At 77.0% G+C, this 19890-nt stretch carries 22 protein-coding genes; 13 read left to right on the top strand and 9 right to left on the bottom strand.

What is annotated here, in order from left to right:
* Position 1: 1 nt before the first annotated feature.
* The 3 genes from CSPHI_RS03755 to CSPHI_RS03765 all read left to right on the top strand — a co-directional run bounded on the left by CSPHI_RS03755 (position 2) and on the right by CSPHI_RS03765 (position 3027).
* The gene (locus tag CSPHI_RS03755) at positions 2–820 is read left to right on the top strand and encodes a L,D-transpeptidase family protein (protein WP_245803346.1); all 819 of its coding nucleotides are present in this window, start codon (positions 2–4) and stop codon (positions 818–820) included.
* Between the two features lie 37 nt (positions 821–857).
* Complete coding sequence (locus tag CSPHI_RS12630) at positions 858–1733, top strand: YdcF family protein (RefSeq protein ID WP_075691563.1); 876 nt, start codon at positions 858–860, stop codon at positions 1731–1733.
* A 109-nt stretch (positions 1734–1842) separates the two neighbouring features.
* Positions 1843–3027, top strand: a complete 1185-nt coding sequence (locus tag CSPHI_RS03765; protein ID WP_075691564.1) for an acyl-CoA dehydrogenase family protein — start codon at positions 1843–1845, stop codon at positions 3025–3027.
* Positions 3028–3226: 199 nt separating this feature from the next.
* Here the strand turns inward: CSPHI_RS03765 and CSPHI_RS11995 are convergent, their stop codons facing one another.
* Together CSPHI_RS11995 and CSPHI_RS03775 are read right to left on the bottom strand one after the other, a co-directional pair.
* On the bottom strand, positions 3227–3637 hold the full coding sequence (locus tag CSPHI_RS11995; RefSeq protein WP_157118472.1) for a PIN domain-containing protein: 411 nt from the start codon (positions 3635–3637) through the stop codon (positions 3227–3229).
* A 57-nt stretch (positions 3638–3694) separates the two neighbouring features.
* Complete coding sequence (locus CSPHI_RS03775; protein WP_075691566.1) at positions 3695–4621, bottom strand: LysR family transcriptional regulator; 927 nt, start codon at positions 4619–4621, stop codon at positions 3695–3697.
* Positions 4622–4691: 70 nt separating this feature from the next.
* Between CSPHI_RS03775 and CSPHI_RS03780 the strand changes: the two genes are divergently transcribed.
* Positions 4692–5771 (top strand): YeiH family protein, encoded by a 1080-nt coding sequence (locus CSPHI_RS03780; RefSeq protein WP_075691567.1) that lies wholly within the window; start codon positions 4692–4694, stop codon positions 5769–5771.
* Here CSPHI_RS03780 and CSPHI_RS03785 read toward each other — a convergent pair.
* On the bottom strand, positions 5768–6577 hold the full coding sequence (locus CSPHI_RS03785; protein WP_075691568.1) for an NAD-dependent protein deacylase: 810 nt from the start codon (positions 6575–6577) through the stop codon (positions 5768–5770). The two genes, CSPHI_RS03780 and CSPHI_RS03785, sit on opposite strands and share 4 nt — an antisense overlap.
* 434 nt (positions 6578–7011) lie before the next feature.
* Here CSPHI_RS03785 and CSPHI_RS12365 point away from each other — a divergent pair, with 434 nt between their 5' ends.
* Complete coding sequence (locus tag CSPHI_RS12365) at positions 7012–7263, top strand: metal-sensitive transcriptional regulator (RefSeq protein ID WP_075693706.1); 252 nt, start codon at positions 7012–7014, stop codon at positions 7261–7263.
* Between the two features lie 19 nt (positions 7264–7282).
* Here the strand turns inward: CSPHI_RS12365 and CSPHI_RS03795 are convergent, their stop codons facing one another.
* From CSPHI_RS03795 to CSPHI_RS03805, 4 genes are all read right to left on the bottom strand, one after another.
* Positions 7283–7873, bottom strand: coding sequence for a suppressor of fused domain protein (locus CSPHI_RS03795; protein WP_075691569.1), 591 nt, complete (start codon positions 7871–7873; stop codon positions 7283–7285).
* Positions 7870–8478 (bottom strand): ribonuclease FAU-1 family protein, encoded by a 609-nt coding sequence (locus CSPHI_RS03800; RefSeq protein ID WP_075691570.1) that lies wholly within the window; start codon positions 8476–8478, stop codon positions 7870–7872. The genes CSPHI_RS03795 and CSPHI_RS03800 overlap by 4 nt, the downstream gene beginning before the upstream one ends.
* A 41-nt stretch (positions 8479–8519) precedes the next feature.
* Positions 8520–8681 carry a hypothetical protein gene (locus CSPHI_RS12145; RefSeq protein WP_169840395.1) on the bottom strand — a complete coding sequence of 54 codons (162 nt, stop codon included), beginning with the start codon at positions 8679–8681 and terminating at the stop codon, positions 8520–8522.
* 166 nt (positions 8682–8847) lie between these two features.
* The gene (locus CSPHI_RS03805) at positions 8848–9546 is read right to left on the bottom strand and encodes an Rv1157c family protein (protein WP_084210226.1); all 699 of its coding nucleotides are present in this window, start codon (positions 9544–9546) and stop codon (positions 8848–8850) included.
* Between the two features lie 311 nt (positions 9547–9857).
* On the opposite strand from CSPHI_RS03805, the gene typA reads away from it, so the two are divergent.
* The 6 genes from typA (at position 9858) to dapC (ending at position 16688) form a co-directional block, all read left to right on the top strand.
* Complete coding sequence (typA, locus tag CSPHI_RS03810) at positions 9858–11774, top strand: translational GTPase TypA (RefSeq protein WP_075691571.1); 1917 nt, start codon at positions 9858–9860, stop codon at positions 11772–11774.
* A 36-nt stretch (positions 11775–11810) separates the two neighbouring features.
* A complete protein-coding gene (locus CSPHI_RS03815; protein WP_075691572.1) occupies positions 11811–13766 on the top strand; it encodes an ABC transporter substrate-binding protein in 1956 nt (651 codons plus the stop codon).
* The gene (gene mshB, locus CSPHI_RS03820) at positions 13763–14680 is read left to right on the top strand and encodes an N-acetyl-1-D-myo-inositol-2-amino-2-deoxy-alpha-D-glucopyranoside deacetylase (RefSeq protein ID WP_075691573.1); all 918 of its coding nucleotides are present in this window, start codon (positions 13763–13765) and stop codon (positions 14678–14680) included. Before CSPHI_RS03815 ends, mshB begins: the two co-directional genes overlap by 4 nt.
* On the top strand, positions 14677–15111 hold the full coding sequence (locus tag CSPHI_RS03825) for a hypothetical protein (protein WP_075691574.1): 435 nt from the start codon (positions 14677–14679) through the stop codon (positions 15109–15111). The genes mshB and CSPHI_RS03825 overlap by 4 nt, the downstream gene beginning before the upstream one ends.
* Before the next feature lie 134 nt (positions 15112–15245).
* On the top strand, positions 15246–15569 hold the full coding sequence (fdxA, locus tag CSPHI_RS03830) for a ferredoxin (protein WP_075691575.1): 324 nt from the start codon (positions 15246–15248) through the stop codon (positions 15567–15569).
* A 6-nt stretch (positions 15570–15575) separates the two neighbouring features.
* Positions 15576–16688 (top strand): succinyldiaminopimelate transaminase, encoded by a 1113-nt coding sequence (gene dapC, locus CSPHI_RS03835; protein WP_075691576.1) that lies wholly within the window; start codon positions 15576–15578, stop codon positions 16686–16688.
* A gap of 33 nt (positions 16689–16721) precedes the next feature.
* Here the strand turns inward: dapC and CSPHI_RS03840 are convergent, their stop codons facing one another.
* The gene (locus CSPHI_RS03840; RefSeq protein ID WP_075691577.1) at positions 16722–16991 is read right to left on the bottom strand and encodes a hypothetical protein; all 270 of its coding nucleotides are present in this window, start codon (positions 16989–16991) and stop codon (positions 16722–16724) included.
* A 67-nt stretch (positions 16992–17058) separates the two neighbouring features.
* Between CSPHI_RS03840 and CSPHI_RS03845 the strand changes: the two genes are divergently transcribed.
* Both CSPHI_RS03845 and CSPHI_RS03850 read left to right on the top strand, forming a co-directional pair.
* Positions 17059–17793, top strand: a complete 735-nt coding sequence (locus tag CSPHI_RS03845) for a pseudouridine synthase (protein WP_075691578.1) — start codon at positions 17059–17061, stop codon at positions 17791–17793.
* Positions 17794–17808: 15 nt separating this feature from the next.
* On the top strand, positions 17809–18834 hold the full coding sequence (locus tag CSPHI_RS03850) for a cutinase family protein (RefSeq protein WP_075691579.1): 1026 nt from the start codon (positions 17809–17811) through the stop codon (positions 18832–18834).
* Positions 18835–18859: 25 nt separating this feature from the next.
* On the opposite strand, the gene dapD is transcribed toward CSPHI_RS03850, so the two are convergent.
* The gene (gene dapD, locus CSPHI_RS03855) at positions 18860–19822 is read right to left on the bottom strand and encodes a 2,3,4,5-tetrahydropyridine-2,6-dicarboxylate N-succinyltransferase (RefSeq protein ID WP_075691580.1); all 963 of its coding nucleotides are present in this window, start codon (positions 19820–19822) and stop codon (positions 18860–18862) included.
* Positions 19823–19890 lie beyond the last annotated feature (68 nt).

Consider the following 19890-nt stretch of genomic DNA (forward strand, 5'->3'; position numbering starts at 1 on the left):
GATGCCCCACCGCAGGATCCCCCGCCGACCCACCGCCGCCCTCGCCGGGGCGGGCCTGATCGCCCTGGCCGCCGCCCCCGGCGCCGCCGCCGCACCGGCCGCGCCGGACCCGGCCCGGATCGCCGGCGCGCTCGCCGCCGCCGACTCCGGGGCGCTGGTCGACGCCGCCGCCGAGGCGCTTGGCGCGCTGCCCGCCCTGCCCGGGGCGCCCGCCCTCCCCGGGGCGCCGGGCGCCGCCGCGGTGCAGCACCCCTGGTTCGGCGCCCGGGTGCCGGCGACGGCCACCCGGGTCATCGCCGTGGAGTCCACCGGCGGCTCCGACGCCCGGCTGCTGCGCTACCGCCGGGTGCCCGGCGGCTGGGCCCCGGTCGGCGACCCGGTCGCCGCCAAGGTCGGGTCGGCCGGCATCGGCGCCGACTACCGGGAGGGCGTGCCGCGCACCCCGGCCGGCGCCTACCCCCTGGAGTCCGCCTTCGGCCGCGCCCCGGACCCGGGGGCGAAACTGCCCTACCGGCGGCTCGACGGGAACGACTGGTGGGTCTCCGACCCGGCCAGCCCGGCCTACAACACCCACCAGCGCTGCCGTCCGGGCACCTGCCCCTTCGACGAGTCCCGCTCGGAGCACCTCATCGACTACGCGGTCTACGACCACGCCCTGGTGATGGGCGTGAACCGGGCCCGGGTGCCCGGGGCCGGCTCGGCCTTCTTCATCCACTCCACCAACGGCGCGGCCACCGGCGGCTGCGTGGCGGTGCCCACCGCGACCGTGGTGGAGCTGCTCCGCTGGGCCGACGCCGGCACCTGGGTGGCGCTGCGCTGAACCGCCGTCGGCGGCCGCGCCGACTAGCGTGGGCGCCATGATCCCCCTCCGCGCCAGCGTCGCCGCCGTGCCCGGGCTCGGCTTCGCCGCGCTGCTCATCGCCGGCGGGGTGCTGGTGCACCGGGACCCGGTGCTGCGCCCGCCCCGGCTGCCGCGGCGGCGGCCCCCGGCCTGGGGGCTGCCCGCCCTCGGCGCGGCCGCCGGCGGCGCGACCCTCGCCGGGTGGCGCACCCTCGCCGCCGGCCGGGCCGGCGCGCCCGCCCGCGCCCTGGCCCGGGTGGCGCTGGCCGCCACGGCGACCCCGGGCACCCTGGCCCCGGTGCTGGAGGCGCATCGGCGCACCCGGGCCCGGCGCCGCCCGCCGGCGCCGGGGGCGGTGGTGGTGCTCGGCTGCGCGCTGCGCGGCGGGGCGCCCTCGGAACTGCTGCGGCTGCGCCTGGAGCTGGCCGCGCGGATCCTCGCCGGCGCCCCCGGGTCCCCGCAGGTGGTGGTCACCGGGGGCCGCGGCCCGGATGAACCGCTGCCCGAGGCCACCGTGATGGCCCGCTGGCTGGCCGCCCGCGGCATCGGCCCGGTCACCGTGGAGGACGCGGCGACCAGCACCGCGGAGAACCTGGACCTCGCCGCGCCGCTGCTGCGCCGGGCCCCGGTGGTGGTGGTCACCAGCGACTTCCACGTGCCCCGGGTGCGCGCCGGGCTGCGCCGGCGGGGCCTGCCCTGGGCGGTGGCCGGGGCGCCGACCCCGGCGCGGTACTGGGCGACCTCCCTGCTGCGCGAATTCGCCGCCCTGGGCGCGGGGCGGCCCTGGGCGCCGGCGGCGGTCGCCGCCGGCTGGGCGTGGTGGCTGCGCCCGCGGGCATCCGCCGGGGGCGGCGGGGCAGTGGCGCCGGTCCCGGGGGCCCCGATTGAGTGATCCAGGGCACTTTCGGCGCCCCGCGCGGCTATAGTCGGGGGGAACGACGATTGCGGCGCGGGTGTTCGCCCGGGCCATTTCCCGATGCGTGATCCAGGGAGGATCCCCCATGGCACTGACCCCCGGCTTCGACCTTTTCCAGCTCCCCGAGGAGCACCAGGAGCTGCGCTCCGTCCTGCGCGATCTCTGCGAGAAGGAGATCGCCCCGCACGCCGAGGACGTCGACCGCAACGCCCGCTTCCCCGAGGAGGCGCTCGCCGCGCTCAACGCCGCCGGCTTCAACGCGGTCCACGTGCCGGAGGAGTTCGGCGGCCAGGGCGCCGACTCGGTCGCCGCCTGCATCGTCATCGAGGAGGTCGCCCGGGTGTGCGGCTCCTCCTCGCTGATCCCCGCGGTGAACAAGCTGGGCACCATGGGCCTCATCCTCAAGGGCTCCGATGAGCTCAAGGCGAAGGTGCTCGGCGACCTGGTCAACGGCGAGATGGCCTCCTACGCGCTCACCGAGCGCGGCGCCGGCTCCGATGCCGCGGCGATGAAGACCCGCGCGGTGCGCGACGGCGAGGACTGGGTGCTCAACGGCTCCAAGTGCTTCATCACCAACGGCGGCCGCTCCACCTGGTACACCGTGATGGCGGTCACCGACCCGGAGAAGGGCGCCAACGGCATCTCCGCGTTCATGGTGCACAAGGACGACGAGGGCTTCCGGGTCGGCGGTCTGGAGCACAAGATGGGCATCAAGGGCTCGCCCACCGCGGAGCTGTACTTCGAGGACTGCCGGGTGCCCGGGGACCGGATGATCGGCGAGGAGGGCACCGGGTTCAAGACCGCCCTGGAGACCCTGGACCACACCCGCCCGACCATCGGCGCGCAGGCCCTGGGCCTGGCGCAGGGCGCCTACGACTACGCCGTGGGCTACGTGCAGGAGCGCGAGCAGTTCGGCAAGCCGGTCGCCGCCTTCCAGAACACCCAGTTCATGCTGGCCGACATGCGCACCAAGATCGAGGCCGCCCGGCTGATGGTGTACACCGCGGCGGCGAACGCCGAGCGCGGCCACGCCGACGGCGGCGGCAAGCTGGGCCTGATGGCCGCCGCGGCGAAGACCTTCGCCTCGGATGTCGCCATGGAGGTCACCACCGACGCGGTGCAGCTGCTCGGCGGCTACGGCTACACCTCCGACTTCCCGGTGGAGCGGATGATGCGCGACGCGAAGATCACCCAGATCTACGAGGGCACCAACCAGGTGTGCCGCCTCGTCGCCGGCCGCCAGCTGCTCGCCGAGGGCCGCAAGCGCTAGACCCGCATCGGCCGTACCCGGGCCCCCGCCGCGATCGCCGTCGCTGCGGGGGCCCCGCCGTTCCCGGGGCCGGTGACGCGGAATCCGCCACGCCGGGTGCCGGGATGGGCCGCCGGGGCGGTGGCGGTGGGGCCGGGCCCCGGGGCGGCCGGGCGCCTCCGCCCGCGCGGGAGCGGCGCCGGGCCCGTCCCCCCGCCGTTCAGTGGGGCCGGCGATCCAGGCTGGCCTCGTAAACGCGGCGGTCCAGGTTGGTGTTCCAGATCCGCCGGTTTCCGGAGGGCCGGAGGTGCCCGTGGTACCAGCGTCGGGATCCCCGGTCATACCAGGTGACCGTCTCGATTTTGGCGCAGTGGTCGGGGTCTTCCTGGTGCCTGTCGAAGGCCTCGTCGAGGACCGGGATCAGGTCGGTGTCCCGGGAGGCGAGGATCACCAGGTCGACGCCGTCCCGCCGGCATTGCCGGATCACCTCCAGCGCGCAGAGCACGTCGATGCCCTTCTCCACCGGCCGGCCGTGCCCGGGACCGCCCCCGGGATGGGGCGGCCCGGCCGGTGAGGCGGGGGGGATGGCCCCGCCGATCCGGGTGATCCGATGGCGGGTCGCCGGGGTCATGATGGCCCCGATCCCGGTGCCCGGCAACGCCGCATCACCATCGGGAGACGGCCCGGCTCAGCGCTCGGCGGCGGCGATGGCCAGCAGCATCCCGGCCGTGCCCGGCGGCCGGTGCGGGCCGGACCAGACCGCGGTCACCGGGCGGCGCAGCTCCAGGGCGTCCACGGCGACCTCGGCGAGCAGCCCGGCGGCGAGCAGCGGGGCGGCGGCGACCACCGGCACCACCGCCGGGGCGACCCCGGCGACGGCGGACATGAGCACCGCGGTGGCGGAGCCGGCGCGGGCGGCCGGCTCCGCCCGGGCCACCGCCGGGCAGGCGGTGGCCAGGGCCAGGTCCAGGGCCTCCCGGGTGCCGGAGCCGGCCTCGCGCACCACCAGCGGGGTCGCCGCCAGCTCCGCCGGACGCAGCGGCCGGCCCCGCCCGGCCCAGGGGTGGTCCGGGGCGACGACCACGGTGAGCCGGTCGGTGGCCACCACCCGGGAGCGCAGCGCCGCCGAGGCCGGCCCCGGCGACTCGATGAAGCCCACCTCCGCGGCGCCCTCGGCGACCAGGCGGAGCACCTCGGCGGAGTTGACCACGTCGATTCCGGCGGCGGCGTCCGGCAGCCGGTGGCGCAGCCGGGCGATCCAGTGCGGCAGATGGTGCTCGGCCACGGTCATCGAGGCGGCCACCCGCACCGGCTCCGGGCGGGGCCGGGCCACCGCGTCGAGCAGCTCGTCGGCGGCGTCGAGCACCACCCGGGCCCGGGCGACGACCTCGGCGCCGGCGGGGGTGAGGGTGGCCCCGCCGTGGCCCCGGCGCAGCAGGGTCGCGCCCAGGGTGCGCTCCAGGCGGCCGAGCATCCGGGAGGCGTTGGGCTGGGCCATGCCGGTGGCCCGGGCCGCGGCGGAGACGCTGCCGGAGTCGGCGACCGCGGTGAGCAGATCCAGGGCGTCGAGGGAGGGCATCCGGGGCGCGGGCCCGGCGGCGGGGGAGTCGGCCATGCGCTCATGATATGGCGGACCTGGCCCGGCGGCCATTGTGGGGAATGGCCGCGGCTGCTTCGCTGTCCCCATGACCGAGCGCACCGCATCCCCCGCCCCCGCCCAGCCCCCCGCGACCGCCGGGGGCGCCGGCGCGGCCGCCCGGGCGGCCGCCATCGCCCCCGGGCTGGGCCTCTGCCTGGCCGGGGCGGTGCTCGCCTGGGCGGCCTCCCGGGCGCTGGCCGCGGTGGTGCCCGCGGCCTCGCCGATGCTGCTGGCCATCGTGGTCGGGGTGGTCGTCGCGAACCTGCGCCCGATCCCGGCGCGGGCCGCGGCCGGGGTGGCCTTCGCCTCGCGTACCGTGCTGCGCGCCGGGGTGGTGCTGCTCGGCTTCTCCATCGCGGTCGGCGACGTCGTCGCCCTCGGCCCCGGGGTGCTCGCGGTGATCCTCGCCGTGGTCGCCGCCGGGCTGCTGGCCGGGATCGCCGCGGGCCGGCTGATCGGGCTGACCCGGGAGCAGGCGCTGCTCACCGCGGCGGGCTGCTCCATCTGCGGGGCGGCGGCGGTCGCCGGGGTGGACGGGGTGCTGCGCCGGCGCCGCGCCCACGAGACCGCCACCGCGGTGGCGGTGGTGGTGCTCTTCGGCACCGCGATGATCGCCCTCGGCCCGGTGACGGCGCATCTGGCGGGTCTGGACGAGCACGGTGCCGGGGTGTTCATCGGCGGGGCCACCCACGAGGTCGCCCAGGTCGTCGCCGCCGGCGGGATCGCCGGGCCCGCGGTGCTCACCGCCGCGGTGATCGTGAAACTGGCCCGGGTGCTGCTGCTCGCCCCGGTGCTGGCCCTGCTCGGCCTCGCCGAGCGCCGCGCCGCCGCCGCGGACGCCGCGGCCGGGGCGGCCCCGGCCGGGGCGCGCCCGGCGCTGGTGCCGGCCTTCGTGCTCGGCTTCATCGCCGCGGTGGCCGCGCGCAGCGCGCTGGACCTGCCGGCCGGGCTGCTCGGCGGCCTGGAGGGGCTGCGCACCTGGGCCTTCCTGGTCGCCATGGTGGCCCTGGGCACCGGGGTGCGTCGGGACACCCTGGCCGCCGCCGGCTGGGCGCCCTTCCTGCACGGCCTGGCGGTGACCGCGGTGGTGATCGCGGTGGCCCTGGGCGGGGCGCTGCTGCTCTAGTCCGCCGCCGGGGCGCCCCCGGCGGCGTCGAGGGCGGCGATGGCCCGCCGGGCGAGCGCCGGCAGCCCGGTGGCCGCGGTGGTCCGCCAGGAGGCGGTGAGCGCCGGGGTGAGATCGGTGTCCGCGGGGGAGAGCTCCACCACCGGGACCCCGGCGCGCATCGCCTGCAGCGGCAGCCCCGCGGCGGGGAAGACCACCCCGGAGGTGCCCACCACCACGACCAGGTCGGCCTCCCCGATGGCCCGTTCCGCGGCGGCCCACGCCGCCGCCGGCAGCGCCTCCCCGAACCAGGTCACCGCCGGGCGCACGAAGCCCGTCCCGCAGGCGGCGCAGAACGGCGGCATGAGATGCGCGGTGGGCTGCTCCGGCGGGACGGGTTCCGGTGCGGGGGCGGCGCAGTGATCGCAGCGGAACTCGTCGAGCCTGCCGTGCAGGTGCGCCACCCCGGCGGACCCGGCCCGCTCATGCAGATCGTCGATGTTCTGGGTGACCACGGACCCGGAGCCGCCGGTGGCGGCCAGCCGGCGGGACCACTCGGCCACGGCGCGGTGCCCGGCGTTGGGCTTGGCGGCCCGGGCCCGGCGCAGCCGCTCCAGGTACCAGGGCCAGATCGGGGCGGGATCGGCGCGCCAGGCGTCGAAGCTGGCCATCGCCTCCGGGTCGACGTGGCTCCACAGCCCGGTGCCGGCGTCGCGGAAGGTGTCCAGCCCCGATTCGGCGGACATGCCGGCGCCGGTGAAGAACACCACCCGGCGGGCGGCGCGGGCGAGCTCGGCGATGGGGGCGGGGATCGTCGTATCGGCCATGCCCCCAGGGTAGGGGCGCGCCCGGGCGCCGGGGGCCGTCGCGCGGACGGATCGGGGCAGGCCCGCCCGCGCGCCGAGCCCGCGGCATGCCGGCGGCGGGGTGCCCGGGCGTCCATCGGCGCTGGCCCCGGCGGCGCCGGGGCCGGGCCCGGCGGGGCCCGGCCGGGCCGCACCCGGTAGACCGATCTGTGTGCCGGCGCCGGCCATGGGTTACGGTAGGGGGTATCGATGAGAGACCGGCGCCCGATCCGGGCGCCCCGAGGAAGGGGAGGACGTCCATGACGGACGCGACCCGGACGGCGCGACCGCAGGCCCACCCGGCCCCCGGCGCCGGCATCGCCGAGACCGGGGCCACCCGCCCCGCGCCGGCCGAGGATCCGATTCCGCGGGCCACGGCCGCGGAGGTCGCCGAGGCGGCCCTGGCCCAGGCCGAGCTGGCCGCCGAGCAGCGCCGGGCGATCATCAACCGGCTCAAGCGCGCCAACGGCCAGCTCGCCGGGATCATCGCGATGCTGGAGGACGACCGGGACTGCCGGGACGTGATCACGCAGCTCGCGGCGGTGTCCAAGGCCATCGACCGGGCCGGGTTCAAGGTGATCTCCTCGGCGATGCGCGGCTGCATCGACGGCAGCCGGGACGACATCACCGCCGAGGACATCGAGAAGCTCTTCCTGCAGCTCAGCTAGCCGCCCCCGGGCCGGGCCGCTACACCGCCGGGGCCCGGTGCGGATCCCCCGGATCGGCGCCCTGGGCCCGCCAGGCCTCCACCAGCGCCGCCGCCCCCTTCGCCCGGGCCAGGGCCAGCTCATTGGCGGTGGCCGGCACCGCCTGCAGGAAGCGCACCGGCTCCGCCCCGGCCGGGGCGCCGGGCAGATGCGCCGGATCGACCTCCGGCACCTCCGCGTCGAGCAGCACGAACCCGGTGAACCGGGCCTCCGGCCACAGCGGGGCGGTGAAGTCCAGCAGCGCCCCCGGCCGCAGCACCAGGCCCTCCACGGTGGGGGCGGCCGCCAGCATCGCCAGCGGCCGGGTCACCGCGTCCAGGCCCCCGTGCACCGGCAGCAGCAGCTCCGCCCGGGGCCCGGCCACCGGATCCGGGGCGAAGTCCGCCGGATCGGACATCGGCTCCGCGGAGCAGCCCACGGTGGCGTAGGTGACCACCCCGGCGGTGTCCGGGCCGAAGCGAAGGATGGTCAGGGCGCCGGCGCCGAGGAAGGTCAGCGTCGCCGAGGCCGGATCGGATTCCTCGAAGTAGCCGCACAGCCGGCGGCGCACCGCGTCGAGGATCGGGCTCATCGGGGCCCCTCCGGCCCCGCCCAGCCGGGCACCGGCTCGGCATCGGCCCAGGCGCCCTCCGCGACCGGGCGGATCCGGCCCGGGTCGGCGAAGTCGAGCGCCAGGCCCGCCCCGGCCAACCAGGCCAGGGCGTCGCCGCCATGCGCGGCGATCCCGGCCACGGCCCGCCAGCCGCGGTCGATGGCGGCGGCGGCCTCCGCGGGCCCGAGGATCCCGGCGGCGACGGCGGCGGTGAGCTCCCCGGCGTCCTCCAGGCGCACCCGGCCGCCGGCGACGACCACGTCGAGGTAGAGATCCCGGCTGCGCCAGGGCCCGCCCGGTTCGGCGGGCGGGGTTATTTCGGCGACGTCGAGGTAGAGGTCGAAGTCGTAGGAGCTGCCCGGGCGGCGGTGGAAGCGGGAGACCCGCAGACCCGGGCCGGGCAGCAGCCAGGACTCCAGGTAGTGGAAGTCCCGGTGGTCGGAGCCGCGGGCCAGGTACAGCCCGGCCGGGGTCTCCCGGTAGCGGTCCACCGGGCGGCGGTAGCCCTTGGGGTCGATGTTGACCCCCGCGGCGACGTCGAAGAGCTCCCGTTTCGGGGGTTTGGCGGCGGTGGCGTCGGACATGGCGTTCACGCTACCGGGCGGCGTCGCCTGCCGGGCGCGGCTCAGCCGAAGAGGCCGGCGAGGAAGCCCTTGCGCGGGGTGGTCTCCCGCGGGCAGGTGCACTGCCGCGACTTCGGCACCCCGGCCATCACCTGGTCGACGTGGCTGCCGCAGCCGCCCCAGGTGGTCTTGTGGCACTTCGGGCATTCGACGGGGTAGCACATGGCGTGGGGCTCCTTCGGGGGACGGGGTTTTCCAAAACGCGCCCAGCATACCCGAGGGGGTATCACCGGGCCCAGTCGGGGGCCGGGGGGAGCCCCCCCCGGACGCGCGGGCGCCCGCCGCGGCCGGGGAACCGGCCGGGGCGGGCGCGTGCGGTGCGGCGGGCGCTCAGCCGACCTTGATCACCGCGACGGTCGGGGTGTAGTTGCAGTCCACCGGGCCGACCTCCTCGTCGGCGGTGAAGCCGCCCTCGAGCACGGCGAGCACCAGGCCCTTGCCGGTGTCCGCGGTGCCGTTGACGGTGCCCGGGCCATCGGCGTTGATCCCGGTGTAGGTCAGCGGGGTGGAGCCGTACTTGGCGTTGGCGACGTTGAGCCAGTGCACCTTCATCTCGGTGTTCTGCTCCTCGGCGACGCCGCCGGTGCCCAGGCCGGTGAAGATGAACCCGGTCTGCTCGGCGCCGATGCCGGGCAGCGGCAGCGCCGCCGGGCCGGGCACCGCGGTGGCCAGGCCGATGGAGCGGCCCTCGCCGTTGATGCACTTCTCCGCCGCGGTGGGCAGGTAGAACTGGGAGATCGCGGGGCCGTTCTCCGGGATGTCGATGCCGGGCTCGCCGGTGCCGGCCAGGAAGTCCAGGCCCTTGCCGAGCAGCTCGCCGATCTCCTCGGGCATGGCCTCGCTCTCGATGATCGCGCGGGCCCGGGCCTCGAATTCGGGGGTGGGCCGGCCGAACTGGTCGAAGGGGGCCGCCGGCATCTCCGGCACGGAGGGCGCGGCCCCGGCGACGGGGGCGGCCCCGGTGAGCAGGGCCGCGGCGCCGAGGGCGGCGGCGGTGCGGCGGAGGATGGTGCGTCGGGTGATGGCCACGGAGTATTCCCCTTGTTGTATCGGCGTCTGGGTTCCGGTCCACGGGGGACCACGGGTCACACGCGGCCGACGGGCCACGCAGGTGCGTCCATCATAACGGCCGCAACCCGTTTGGGGAAGAAAACCGGAAAGAACCCCCCTCGGTGCGGGGGCCGCCCCGGGCGCCGCCGCGGGGGCGCCCCGGCGGCGAACTCGCAGGCGACCCGGCCGCGGAGTAGCGTGTAGAACGTTCCGCCGCAGCCGGCGCACCCGCCGCGGCGGCCGCGCCACGCGCGCCCCGCACCCCCGATCCACCGAGGAAACCCCCGCCAGTGAGCAACCCCGAATTCCGCAATGTCGCCATCGTCGCCCACGTCGACCACGGCAAGACCACCCTCGTCAACGCGATGCTCGAGCAGTCGGGCGTCTTCGGCGACCACGGGGAGATCACCGACCGGGTGATGGACTCCGGGGATCTGGAGCGGGAGAAGGGCATCACCATCCTCGCCAAGAACACCGCCATCCGGCGGAAGGGGGAGGCCGCCGACGGCGGGGACCTGGTGATCAACGTCATCGACACCCCCGGCCACGCCGACTTCGGCGGCGAGGTGGAGCGCGCCCTGTCCATGGTGGACGGGGTGGTGCTGCTGGTCGACGCCTCCGAGGGCCCGCTGCCGCAGACCCGCTTCGTGCTCGGCAAGGCCCTGGCCGCCTCCATGCCGGTGATCATCTGCGTGAACAAGACCGACCGGCCCGACGCCCGGATCGACGCGGTGGTGGAGGAGGCCCAGGATCTGCTCCTGGAGCTGGCCGCCATCGTCGAGGACCCGGCCGCCGCCCAGGTCGCCGAGGACAACCTCTCGCTGCCGGTGATCTACGCCTCCGGCCGCGCCGGCCGGGCCGCCACGGTCAACCCCGGCGACGGCAACCTGCCCGATTCGCCGGATCTGCAGCCCCTCTTCGACGTGATCCGGGAGGTGCTCCCGGAGCCCTCCGCCGATGTCGACGGCCCGCTGCGCGCCCAGGTCACCAACCTGGACTCCTCCTCCTTCCTCGGCCGGATCGGGCTCATCCGGATCCACTCCGGGCGGATCCGCAAGGGCCAGCAGGTCGCCTGGATCCACTACGACCCGGATGGCGCGCAGCATGTCAAGACCGCCAAGATCGCGGAGCTGCTGCGCACCGTGGGCATGACCCGGGTCGCCGCCGAGGAGGCCGTCGCCGGGGACATCGCCGCGGTCAGCGGCATCGACGAGATCATGATCGGCGACACCCTCTGCGATCCGGAGCACCCGGACCCGATGCCCCGGATCACCGTCGACGAGCCGGCGATCTCGATGACCGTGGGCGTGAACACCTCCCCGCTGGCCGGCCGCGGCGGCGGCGACAAGCTCACCGCCCGGGTGGTCAAGGCCCGCCTGGACCAGGAGCTGGTCGGCAACGTCAGCCTGCGGGTGCTGCCCACCGAGCGCCCCGACGCCTGGGAGGTGCAGGGCCGCGGCGAGATGGCGCTGGCGGTGCTGGTGGAGACCATGCGCCGGGAGGGCTTCGAGCTCACCGTCGGCAAACCCCAGGTGGTCACCCGCACCATCGACGGGGTGCTCCACGAGCCCACCGAGCACCTGGTCATCGACGTGCCCGAGGAGCACCTCGGCGCGGTCACCCAGCTGATGGCCGCCCGCAAGGGCCGGCTCGGCCAGATGGGCAACCACGGCTCCGGCTGGGTGCGCATGGAGTACACGGTGCCCTCCCGCGGACTGATCGGCTTCCGCACCACCTTCATGACCGAGACCAAGGGCACCGGCATCGCCAACCACTACTCCGCCGGCTACGAGCCCTGGGCCGGGGAGATCAAGAGCCGAGCCACCGGCTCCCTGGTCGCCGACCGCTCCGGGCAGATCACCGCCTACGCGCTGATGCAGCTCTCCGACCGGGGCAGCTTCTTCGTCGAACCCGGCGACCAGGCCTACGAGGGCATGGTCGTGGGCCAGAACCCCCGCGACGAGGACATGGACATCAACATCACCAAGGAGAAGAAGCTCACCAACATGCGCTCGGCCACGGCCGACGCCACGGTCACCCTGGAGAAGGCGCGCAGCCTCACCCTGGAGGAGGCCATGGAGTTCTGCGGCGGCGACGAGTGCGTGGAGGTCACCCCGGACGCGATCCGGGTGCGCAAGGTGATCCTGGACTCCACCGAGCGCGGCCGCGCCCGCTCCCGGGAGAAGGCCCGCAACCGCAGCAGCTGACGCCGCGGGGCGCCCCCGCCCACTAGGCTGGGGCGCATGTCCCACGGCCCCGTCGCGCCCCGCCGCGCCCGTGCGGCGGCGGCGCTGGCCGCCGCCGCCCTCGCCGCGTCCTGCATGGCCAACCCCGGCGATCCCCCGGTGGTCGCCGACCCCGGCGGCGGCGCCCCGCCGGAGCCGGCGCCCGCCGGCCGCGACGAGGCGGTCATCGAAATCGGGGTGGGCGTGTTCGGAGAGGGATTCAACCCGCACCTGGCGGCCACCGCCGACCCGGTCACCGACCTGGTCGCGGACATGGTGCTGCCCAGCGCCTTCATCCCGGACGCCGATGACCCGGCCCGGCTGGTGCGCAACGGGGACCTGCTCTCCTCGGCGGCGGTGCTCGGCCCCGAGGGCACCCCGGCGCGCGACTTCGACGCCGCCGCGGCCGCCCCCGGGGAGAAGACCCTGCGCTACCGGATCGCCCCGGGGGCGCAGTGGTCCGACGGCACCCCGATCTCGGGGGCGGACTTCACCTACCTGCGCGAGGGCATGGTGCGCACCCCCGGGGTGCGCGGCGGCGCCGGCTACGAGCGGATCACCTCGATCACGGTCACCGGGGCGGGCCGGGTCGTCGACGTCGCCGTCGAGGGCCCGCTGCCGCAGTGGCGGGAGCTGTTCCGGCATCTGCTGCCCAGCCACCTGCTGCGCGCCGGGGGCGGCTCCTTCGCCACCATCATGCGCGACGGGGTGGTCGCCTCGGGGGCGGCCTTCGCCGTGGAGAACATCGACATCGGCCGCAACGAGGTGCGCCTGGTGCGCAACGACCGGTTCTGGGGCCGCCGGCCGCCGCTGACCGAGACCGTGGTGCTGCGCGCCGAACGGGGCCCGGTGCCCGGCGCCGAGCAGCTGCGCACCGGCCGGCTGCAGGCGGTGCAGGTCCGCCCCGAGGAGACCACCGCCCTGGCCTACTCCATGGTGCCGGGGGCCACCCTGCTGCCCACCCCCCGGCCGCGCACCCTCACCCTGCAGGCCAACCTGGCCTCCCCGTGGCTGGCCGACCGGGACACCCGGCGGGCGGTGCTCGCCGCGGTCTCCCAGGGCGATATCGCCGCGGTGGCCACCGGGCGGCGCTCGGATCTGGTGATCCCGGCCCCGCCGGCGAGCATCGCCGAGGCGGACCGGGCGCCGCTGCCGCCGGGGCCGCTGGTGATCGGGGCGATGGACGGCGAGGTCGCCACCGCCGCGGCCCGGGTGATCGCCGCCGAGCTCACCGCCGCGGGGGTGGAGACCACCGTCTCCCGGGCGGAGCCCGATGAGCTGGCCCGCACCGCGCTGCCGCACGGCATGGTGGACCTGGTGGTGGGCTGGGCCGATGACGCGGACACGGTGCTCGCCGCCGCGGACCGCTTCGGCTGCCCGGCCCGGACCCGGATCGCCGGCCGCGCCGGGGACCCCGCCATCGGCCTGCGCGGGCCCGGCCGCGCCGGGGCCGAGGGGGAGCCCGCGCCCGGGGCGGACGGGGCGGCGGGGACCGGGGCGGACCCGTCCGCGGGGGAGGCGGCGCCGGACTGGGCCCCGGAGGATCCCGGGGAGCCGGTGGGCCGGCCGCCGGCGCGCGGGGGCAACCTCTCCGGGCTGTGCGATCCGCTGGTGGAGCGGCTGCTCGCCGAGCATGCCGCGGAGGTGGCGGTGCCCGCGGAGCTGCGCGCGGCGATCGACGCCGCCGCGGTGGCGCTGCCCATCGTCGCCGACGGCACCCTGACCGTGATCGGCGAGGACGTCGCCGCCCGCGGCCGCGGCGCCCCGGCCGGCTGGCCGGCGGCCGCGGACATCGGGGCGCTGCTGACCCTGCCGGACTGGCGGCGGGTGCCCGCCGGCCGCGCCGCGGACCCGGACCCGGGGGCCGACCCCGGTGATCCGGACGCGGCGCCGGCGGGGCAGGATCGACGGGGGCCGGACCGGGCGGAGGATCCCGGCCGGCGCGAGACCGAGGAGCAGGAGGAGCGAGGATGAGCCTCGACGGCTACCGCGTCACCGCGGTGCACGCCCACCCCGATGACGAGACCCTGTGGACCGGGGGCACCCTGGCCCGGCTGGCCCGGCTGGGCGCCGAGGTCACCGTGCTCACCTGCACCATGGGCGAATGCGGGGAGGTGATCGGCGAACCCTACGCGGCGCTGGTCGCCGAGGAGCTGGACATGCTCGGGCCCTTCCGGATCCGGGAGCTCGCCGACGCCCTGGCCGCCCTCGGGGTCAACGGCGCGGCGCACGTGCCCCGCTTCCTCGGCGGGATCGGGCGCTGGCGCGACTCCGGGATGGCCGGCACCCCCACCGCCGAACACCCCCGGGCCTTCGTCTCCTCCGGGGAGGAGGCGGTCGCCGCGCTGGCCGCGGAACTGGGCCGGCTGCGCCCCCACCTGGTGCTCACCTACGACGCCGACGGCGGCTACGGCCACCCCGACCACATCCGGGCCCACGAGATCACCGTCGCCGCCGCCGACCGGCTGCGCGCGGAGGCCGCCGGCGGCGCCGACGCCGACCTGTGGGGCACCGCCTGGGCGGTCACCGACCGGGCGGCCGCCGCCGCCGGCTTCGCCGCGATCACCGAGGTGCCCGCCGGCTGGCTGGCCGCCGGGGTGGACGACATCGCCACCGCCGAGGGCGGGATCGCGGTGCACCTGGCGGAGGAGGACCTCGCCGCGAAACGCGCCGCGATGGCCGCGCACGCCACCCAGGTGTGGTTGGGCGACGGCCGGGTCAGCGACGTCAACCCGGCGCCCGCCCGCGGGGCGGTGGACTCCTCCGGGGCCGCCGACGGGGTGTGGGCGCTGTCCAACCTGCTCTGCCAGCCGCTGCTGCCGGTGGAGCACTACCGGGCCGGCTCGGCCGACCCGGCGCTGCTCGACGCCGTGCTGGGGGCGCGATGAGCGCCGGGGCCGCGGAGCTCGAGCCGCACTGGGGCGACCCGGAGCGCGCCCAGGTGCGCCGCGGCGCCGGCCGCGGGGAGATCGCCGCGGCGATGGGCTGGCTGGCCGCGGCCACCCTCGCCGGGCTGGTGCTGGAGGTGGTCTACCTCGCCGCCCGGGTGGACGTGGCGGGGGTGAGCCTGCCGGTGCCGTGGACCATCCCGGTGGCCTACCTGGTCAACCTCGTGGCCTCGCGCACCGCCCTGCTGTGGACCGGGCGCCGGGCGGTGGCCGCGGTGCCCCTGGCGGCGTGGATCGCCGGTTTCCTGGTGCTGCTGCTGTGGTCCGCGGCGCCCTTCGGCGCCGATGTCGTGCTCGGCCCGTGGCTGCGCACGATCGCCCTGCTCGTGGCGGGCGTCGCAGGGGGCGGGTGGCCGCTGCGACACGGTTAGTGCAACAATGGCCGGGGTACTGAACCGGTCGGTACGGAATCCCACGCCCAGCCCGCACCCGCCCCGCCCGGTTCACCGCCCCGGTCCGCCGGGGCGCCTGCCGAACCCAGAGCCCATGAGAAGGTGACCCGCAAATGACCTACGTCATCGCCCAGCCCTGCGTCGACGTCATGGATCGCGCGTGCGTCGAGGAATGCCCGGTCGACTGCATCTACGAGGGCAAGCGCAGCCTGTACATCCACCCGGACGAGTGCGTCGACTGCGGCGCCTGCGAGCCGGTGTGCCCGGTGGAGGCGATCTTCTACGAGGATGACGTGCCCGACGAGTGGATCGACTACATCGACGCCAACGCCGACTTCTTCGATGATCTGGGCTCGCCCGGCGGCGCCGCCCGGCTCGGCCCCCAGGACTTCGACGTGCCCCTGATCGCCAACCTGCCGCCGCAAGCAGAGGAGTAGCCCGTCATGCCCCGTCCCCGCGTCCCCGCCGGCAGCCTGCTGCCCGACTTCCCCTGGGATTCCCTGGCCGACGCCCGCCGGCGCGCCGAGGCGCACCCGGAGGGGCTGGTGGACCTCTCCGTGGGCACCCCGGTCGACGAGGTCGCCCCGGCCATCCGGGAGGCGCTGGCCGCGGCCGCCGCGGCGCCGGGGTACCCGCAGACCACCGGCACCGCGGCGCTGCGCGAGGCGATCGCGGCGGCGATGTCCCGGCGGCACCGCACCATGGCCCTGGACCCGGGCACCCAGGTGCTGCCGGTGGTGGGCACCAAGGAGGCGATCGCCTGGCTGCCCACCCTGCTCGGGGTCGGCGCCGGGCACAGCGTGGCCATCCCGGGGCTGGCCTACCCCACCTACGAGGTGGGCGCGCTGCTGGCGGGGGCGCAGGTGCTGCGCGCGGATTCGCTGACCCAGCTGGGCCCGATCACCCCGACCCTGCTGTACCTGAACTCCCCGGCGAACCCCTCCGGGAAGGTGCTCGGCGTGGAGCATCTGCGCAAGATGGTCGCCTGGGCCCGGGAGCGCGGCGTGATCCTCGCCTCCGACGAGTGCTACCTGGGCCTGGCCTGGGAGGCGGAGGCGCCCTCCATCCTGGACCCGCGGGTCTGCGACGGGGACCCGACGAACCTGCTGGCCATCCACTCGCTGTCGAAGACCTCGAACATGGCCTCCTACCGGGCGGGCTGGCTGGCCGGGGACCCGGCGCTCATCGCCGAGCTCACCGCGGTGCGCCGGCATGCCGGGCTGATGGTGCCCGGCCCGGTGCAGGCGGCGATGGTCGCCGCCCTGGGCGACGATGAACAGGAGCGCGCCCAGCGGCGCCGCTACGCCGCCCGCCGGGAGCTGCTGCGCGCCGCGGTGGTCGACGCCGGGTTCACCGTGGACGACTCCGAGGGCGGGCTGTACCTGTGGGCCACCCGCGGCGAGGACGCCCGGGCGAGCGTGGACTGGTTCGCCGACCGGGGGGTGCTGGTCGCCCCCGGGGACTTCTACGGCCCCCGCGGCGGGCGGCATGTGCGCATCGCGCTGACCGCCACCGACGCCGGCATCGAGGCCGCGGGCCTGCGCATCGCCGGCTGAGCCGGCCCGCGCGGCGGCCGGCCGGGGCCCGGGCTACGCCGGGTCGGCCGGCGGCGCCGGATCCGGCCGGGGGGCGCGCTGGCGCTCCTTCAGCGCCCCGTTGAGGGCGATGATGAGCATCACCCCGCCGACGACCACGCCGAGCACCCCGAGCACCGCGGCCCACGGCGGCGGGCCGTCGATCACGGCGGGCAGGCCCCCGAACACGGCGATGATGACCAGGCCGGCGACGGCCCGGACGCTGTAGCTGGCGCTGGCGGTGGTGGCGTCCCCGGCGACGGCCGGGCCCTGGTCCTCGTTCATGCCCGCCAGACTACCCGGGACCGCCCCGCCGGCGGCCCGCCGCCGGCGGCCGGGCAGGATCGGGGCCGTGGAACCGACCATCCCCCTCGATCCCGTGGTGCTCGTCGAGGAGCCCGAGCTGCTCATCGTGGACAAGCCGCCCTTCCTGCCGACCACCCCCAACGGCCGGCTGGTGGACAACACCGTGCTCGCCCGGTTGCGCGCCGCCCGCGGCGAGCCGGAGCTGACCTGCATCCACCGCCTGGACCGGCTCACCTGCGGGCTGCTGCTGGTCACCCGGTGCGCCGCCACCCGCGGGGCCTACCAGCGGCTGTTCCAGGAGCACCGGGTGGCCAAGGCCTACCGGGCGCTCACCGCGCCGGCCGACGCCGCCGCATGGCCGGTGGGGCGGACCCGGGAGACGGTGTCCTGGATCGCCAACGTGCGCGGGGAGCGCGGGGTGCGCTGCGTCATCGCCGAGCGCGCCCCGGATGCCGCGGTCGGCGCCGCCTGGCGGCGGGCGCGCACCCGGATCACCCATCTGGGGGTCGCCCCCGCCGATCTGCGCGATCTCGGCGGCGCCGCGGCGCAGCCCTGCTCCCGGTGGCGGCTGGAGCCGGTGACCGGGCGCACCCACCAGCTGCGCGCCACCATGGCCGCCCTGGGCCTGCCGATCCTCGGCGACGACACCTACCCGGTGGACCGGGGCCTGGACCTGGCAGATATCACCCGCCGGCTGCGCCTGGGCGCCACCGAACTGCGCTACGTCGACCCCCTCGACGGTCTGCCGCGGCGGTGGCATGAGCCGATCCGGCACTGGTGACCTACCCTCATCCCCATGCGCCCGGTCCGACTCCGCCCCCGCCTGCTCGCCTGCGCCGCAGCGGCGCTGCTCGCCGCCGGCGCGCCCGCCCCCGCCGCCGCGCTGCCCGGCGGCGCGGCGGGGGAGGCCCCGGCGCAGCCGGCGCAGGTGGATCCGCCGCTGCTGCCCCCGGTGCTCTGGTCGGATTCGGAGCGGATCGCCGGCCGCGGCGGGGGAGCCGACCCCGGCTGCGCCCCGGTGACCCTGGTCGCGGTGCCCGGCACCGGGGAGACCAACGAGGTCCGGGACCCGGACGTCGCCCATGGCCGGATCACCCCAGGCCTGGCCGCGGATCTGCGCGCCGCCCTGGGCGAGCGCGCGGTGCGCGCGGTGTGGCTGCCCTACCCCTCCGATGCGGTGGCCACCATGGGCTACGCCGAATCCCGGGCCCGGGGCCTGGCGGCGCTGCACCGGCTGCTCGGCGAGCTCGCCGCGGCCTGCCCGGGCACCCGGCTGGCGCTGGCCGGCTACTCCCAGGGCGCGGACATCCTCGCCGGCTTCGCCGCGGATCTCGGCCGCGGCGCCGCGGCGGTGCCCGCGGACCGGATCGCGGCGGTGGCGGTGTTCGGCAACCCGCGCCGCGGCATGGCCGGGGCGCAGGCGGCGGGCACCGCCGAACCGGGCGGGGTCGGGGTGCTCGGCCCCGCCCCGGCCGGGTGGGGGCCGCTGGCCGGCCGGGTGCTCGACGCCTGCAACGCCGGCGATCTCTGGTGCGAATCCACCCCGGCGCTGCGCGCGGTGGCCGGGGAGCTCACCGCGGCCTCGCTGAACCCGGCGCGGGCCGGGGAGAGCCTCCCGGCGTTGGGCGGGGCCGGCCGGGCGGCGGCGCGGGCGGCGGCCGCGGACCCGTCCGCGCTGCCCGCGGCGGCCGGGTCGGCGGCCCGGGTGGCGGCGTTCCTGGCCACCGGCCAGGCCGCGCACACCCGCTACGAGGAGGATCTCGACGGGGCGGGCTCGGCCCGGGCGGCGGCCGCGGCCTTCCTGCTCGCCCGGCTGCGCTGAGCCGGTCCCGGGCGCCCCGGCGGGGTCAGTTCCGGTGCAGCTCCGCGTTCAGCTCCACCCGGCCGGCGTGCCAGGGCACCACCTCCACGGAGCCGGTGATGGAGTTGCGCCGGATCAGCATGTTCGAGGCCCCGGACAGCTCCGCGGCCTTGACCTGCCGGGAGGTGCCGCCGGCGAAGACGGTGCACTTGGTGCCGGCGGTGACGTAGAGCCCGGCCTCGACCACGCAGTCGTCGCCCAGGGAGATGCCCACCCCGGCGTTGGCGCCGAGCAGGCAGCGCTCCCCGATGGCGATCACCTCGGTGCCGCCGCCGGAGAGGGTGCCCATGATGGAGGCGCCGCCGCCGACGTCGGAGCCGTCGCCGACGACCACCCCGGCGGAGATCCGGCCCTCCACCATCGAGGAGCCCAGGGTGCCGGCGTTGAAGTTGACGAAGCCCTCGTGCATCACGGTGGTGCCGGGGGCCAGGTGCGCGCCCAGGCGCACCCGGTCCGCGTCGCCGATGCGCACCCCGGCGGGCACCACGTAGTCCACCATCCGGGGGAACTTGTCCACGCTGAGCACGGTCACCGGGCCGCGGGCGGCCAGCCGGGCCCGGGTGCCGGCGAAGCCCTCCACCGCGCAGGGGCCGTGGTTGGTCCACACCACGTTGGCGAGCAGCCCGAACACCCCGTCCAGGTTCAGCCCGTGCGGTCGCACCAGCCGGTGCGAGAGCAGGTGCAGGCGCAGGTAGGCGTCCTCGGCGCAGTCCGGGGCGGCGGCCAGGTCGGCGATCGCGACATGCACCCCGACCCGGGTGACCCCGCGGGCGGGGTCCGCGCCAGCGAGGCCGGCGAGCTCGGCGGGCAGATCCGCGGCGTCCAGCCGGGCCACCCCGGCGTCGTCGGCGGCGACCTCGGCCAGCGCCGGTTCGGGGAACCAGGCGTCGAGGACGACGCCGTCGTCGGTGATGGTGGCCAGGCCGAGTGCGCGTGCTCCGGAAGTCATGGCGGAAAGACTACAAAACCGGCGCCGGCCCGCATAGCCGGTAACACGGCGGAAACACGCGGCCCCGC

Source organism: Corynebacterium sphenisci DSM 44792 (assembly GCF_001941505.1).
GTDB lineage: Bacteria > Actinomycetota > Actinomycetes > Mycobacteriales > Mycobacteriaceae > Corynebacterium > Corynebacterium sphenisci.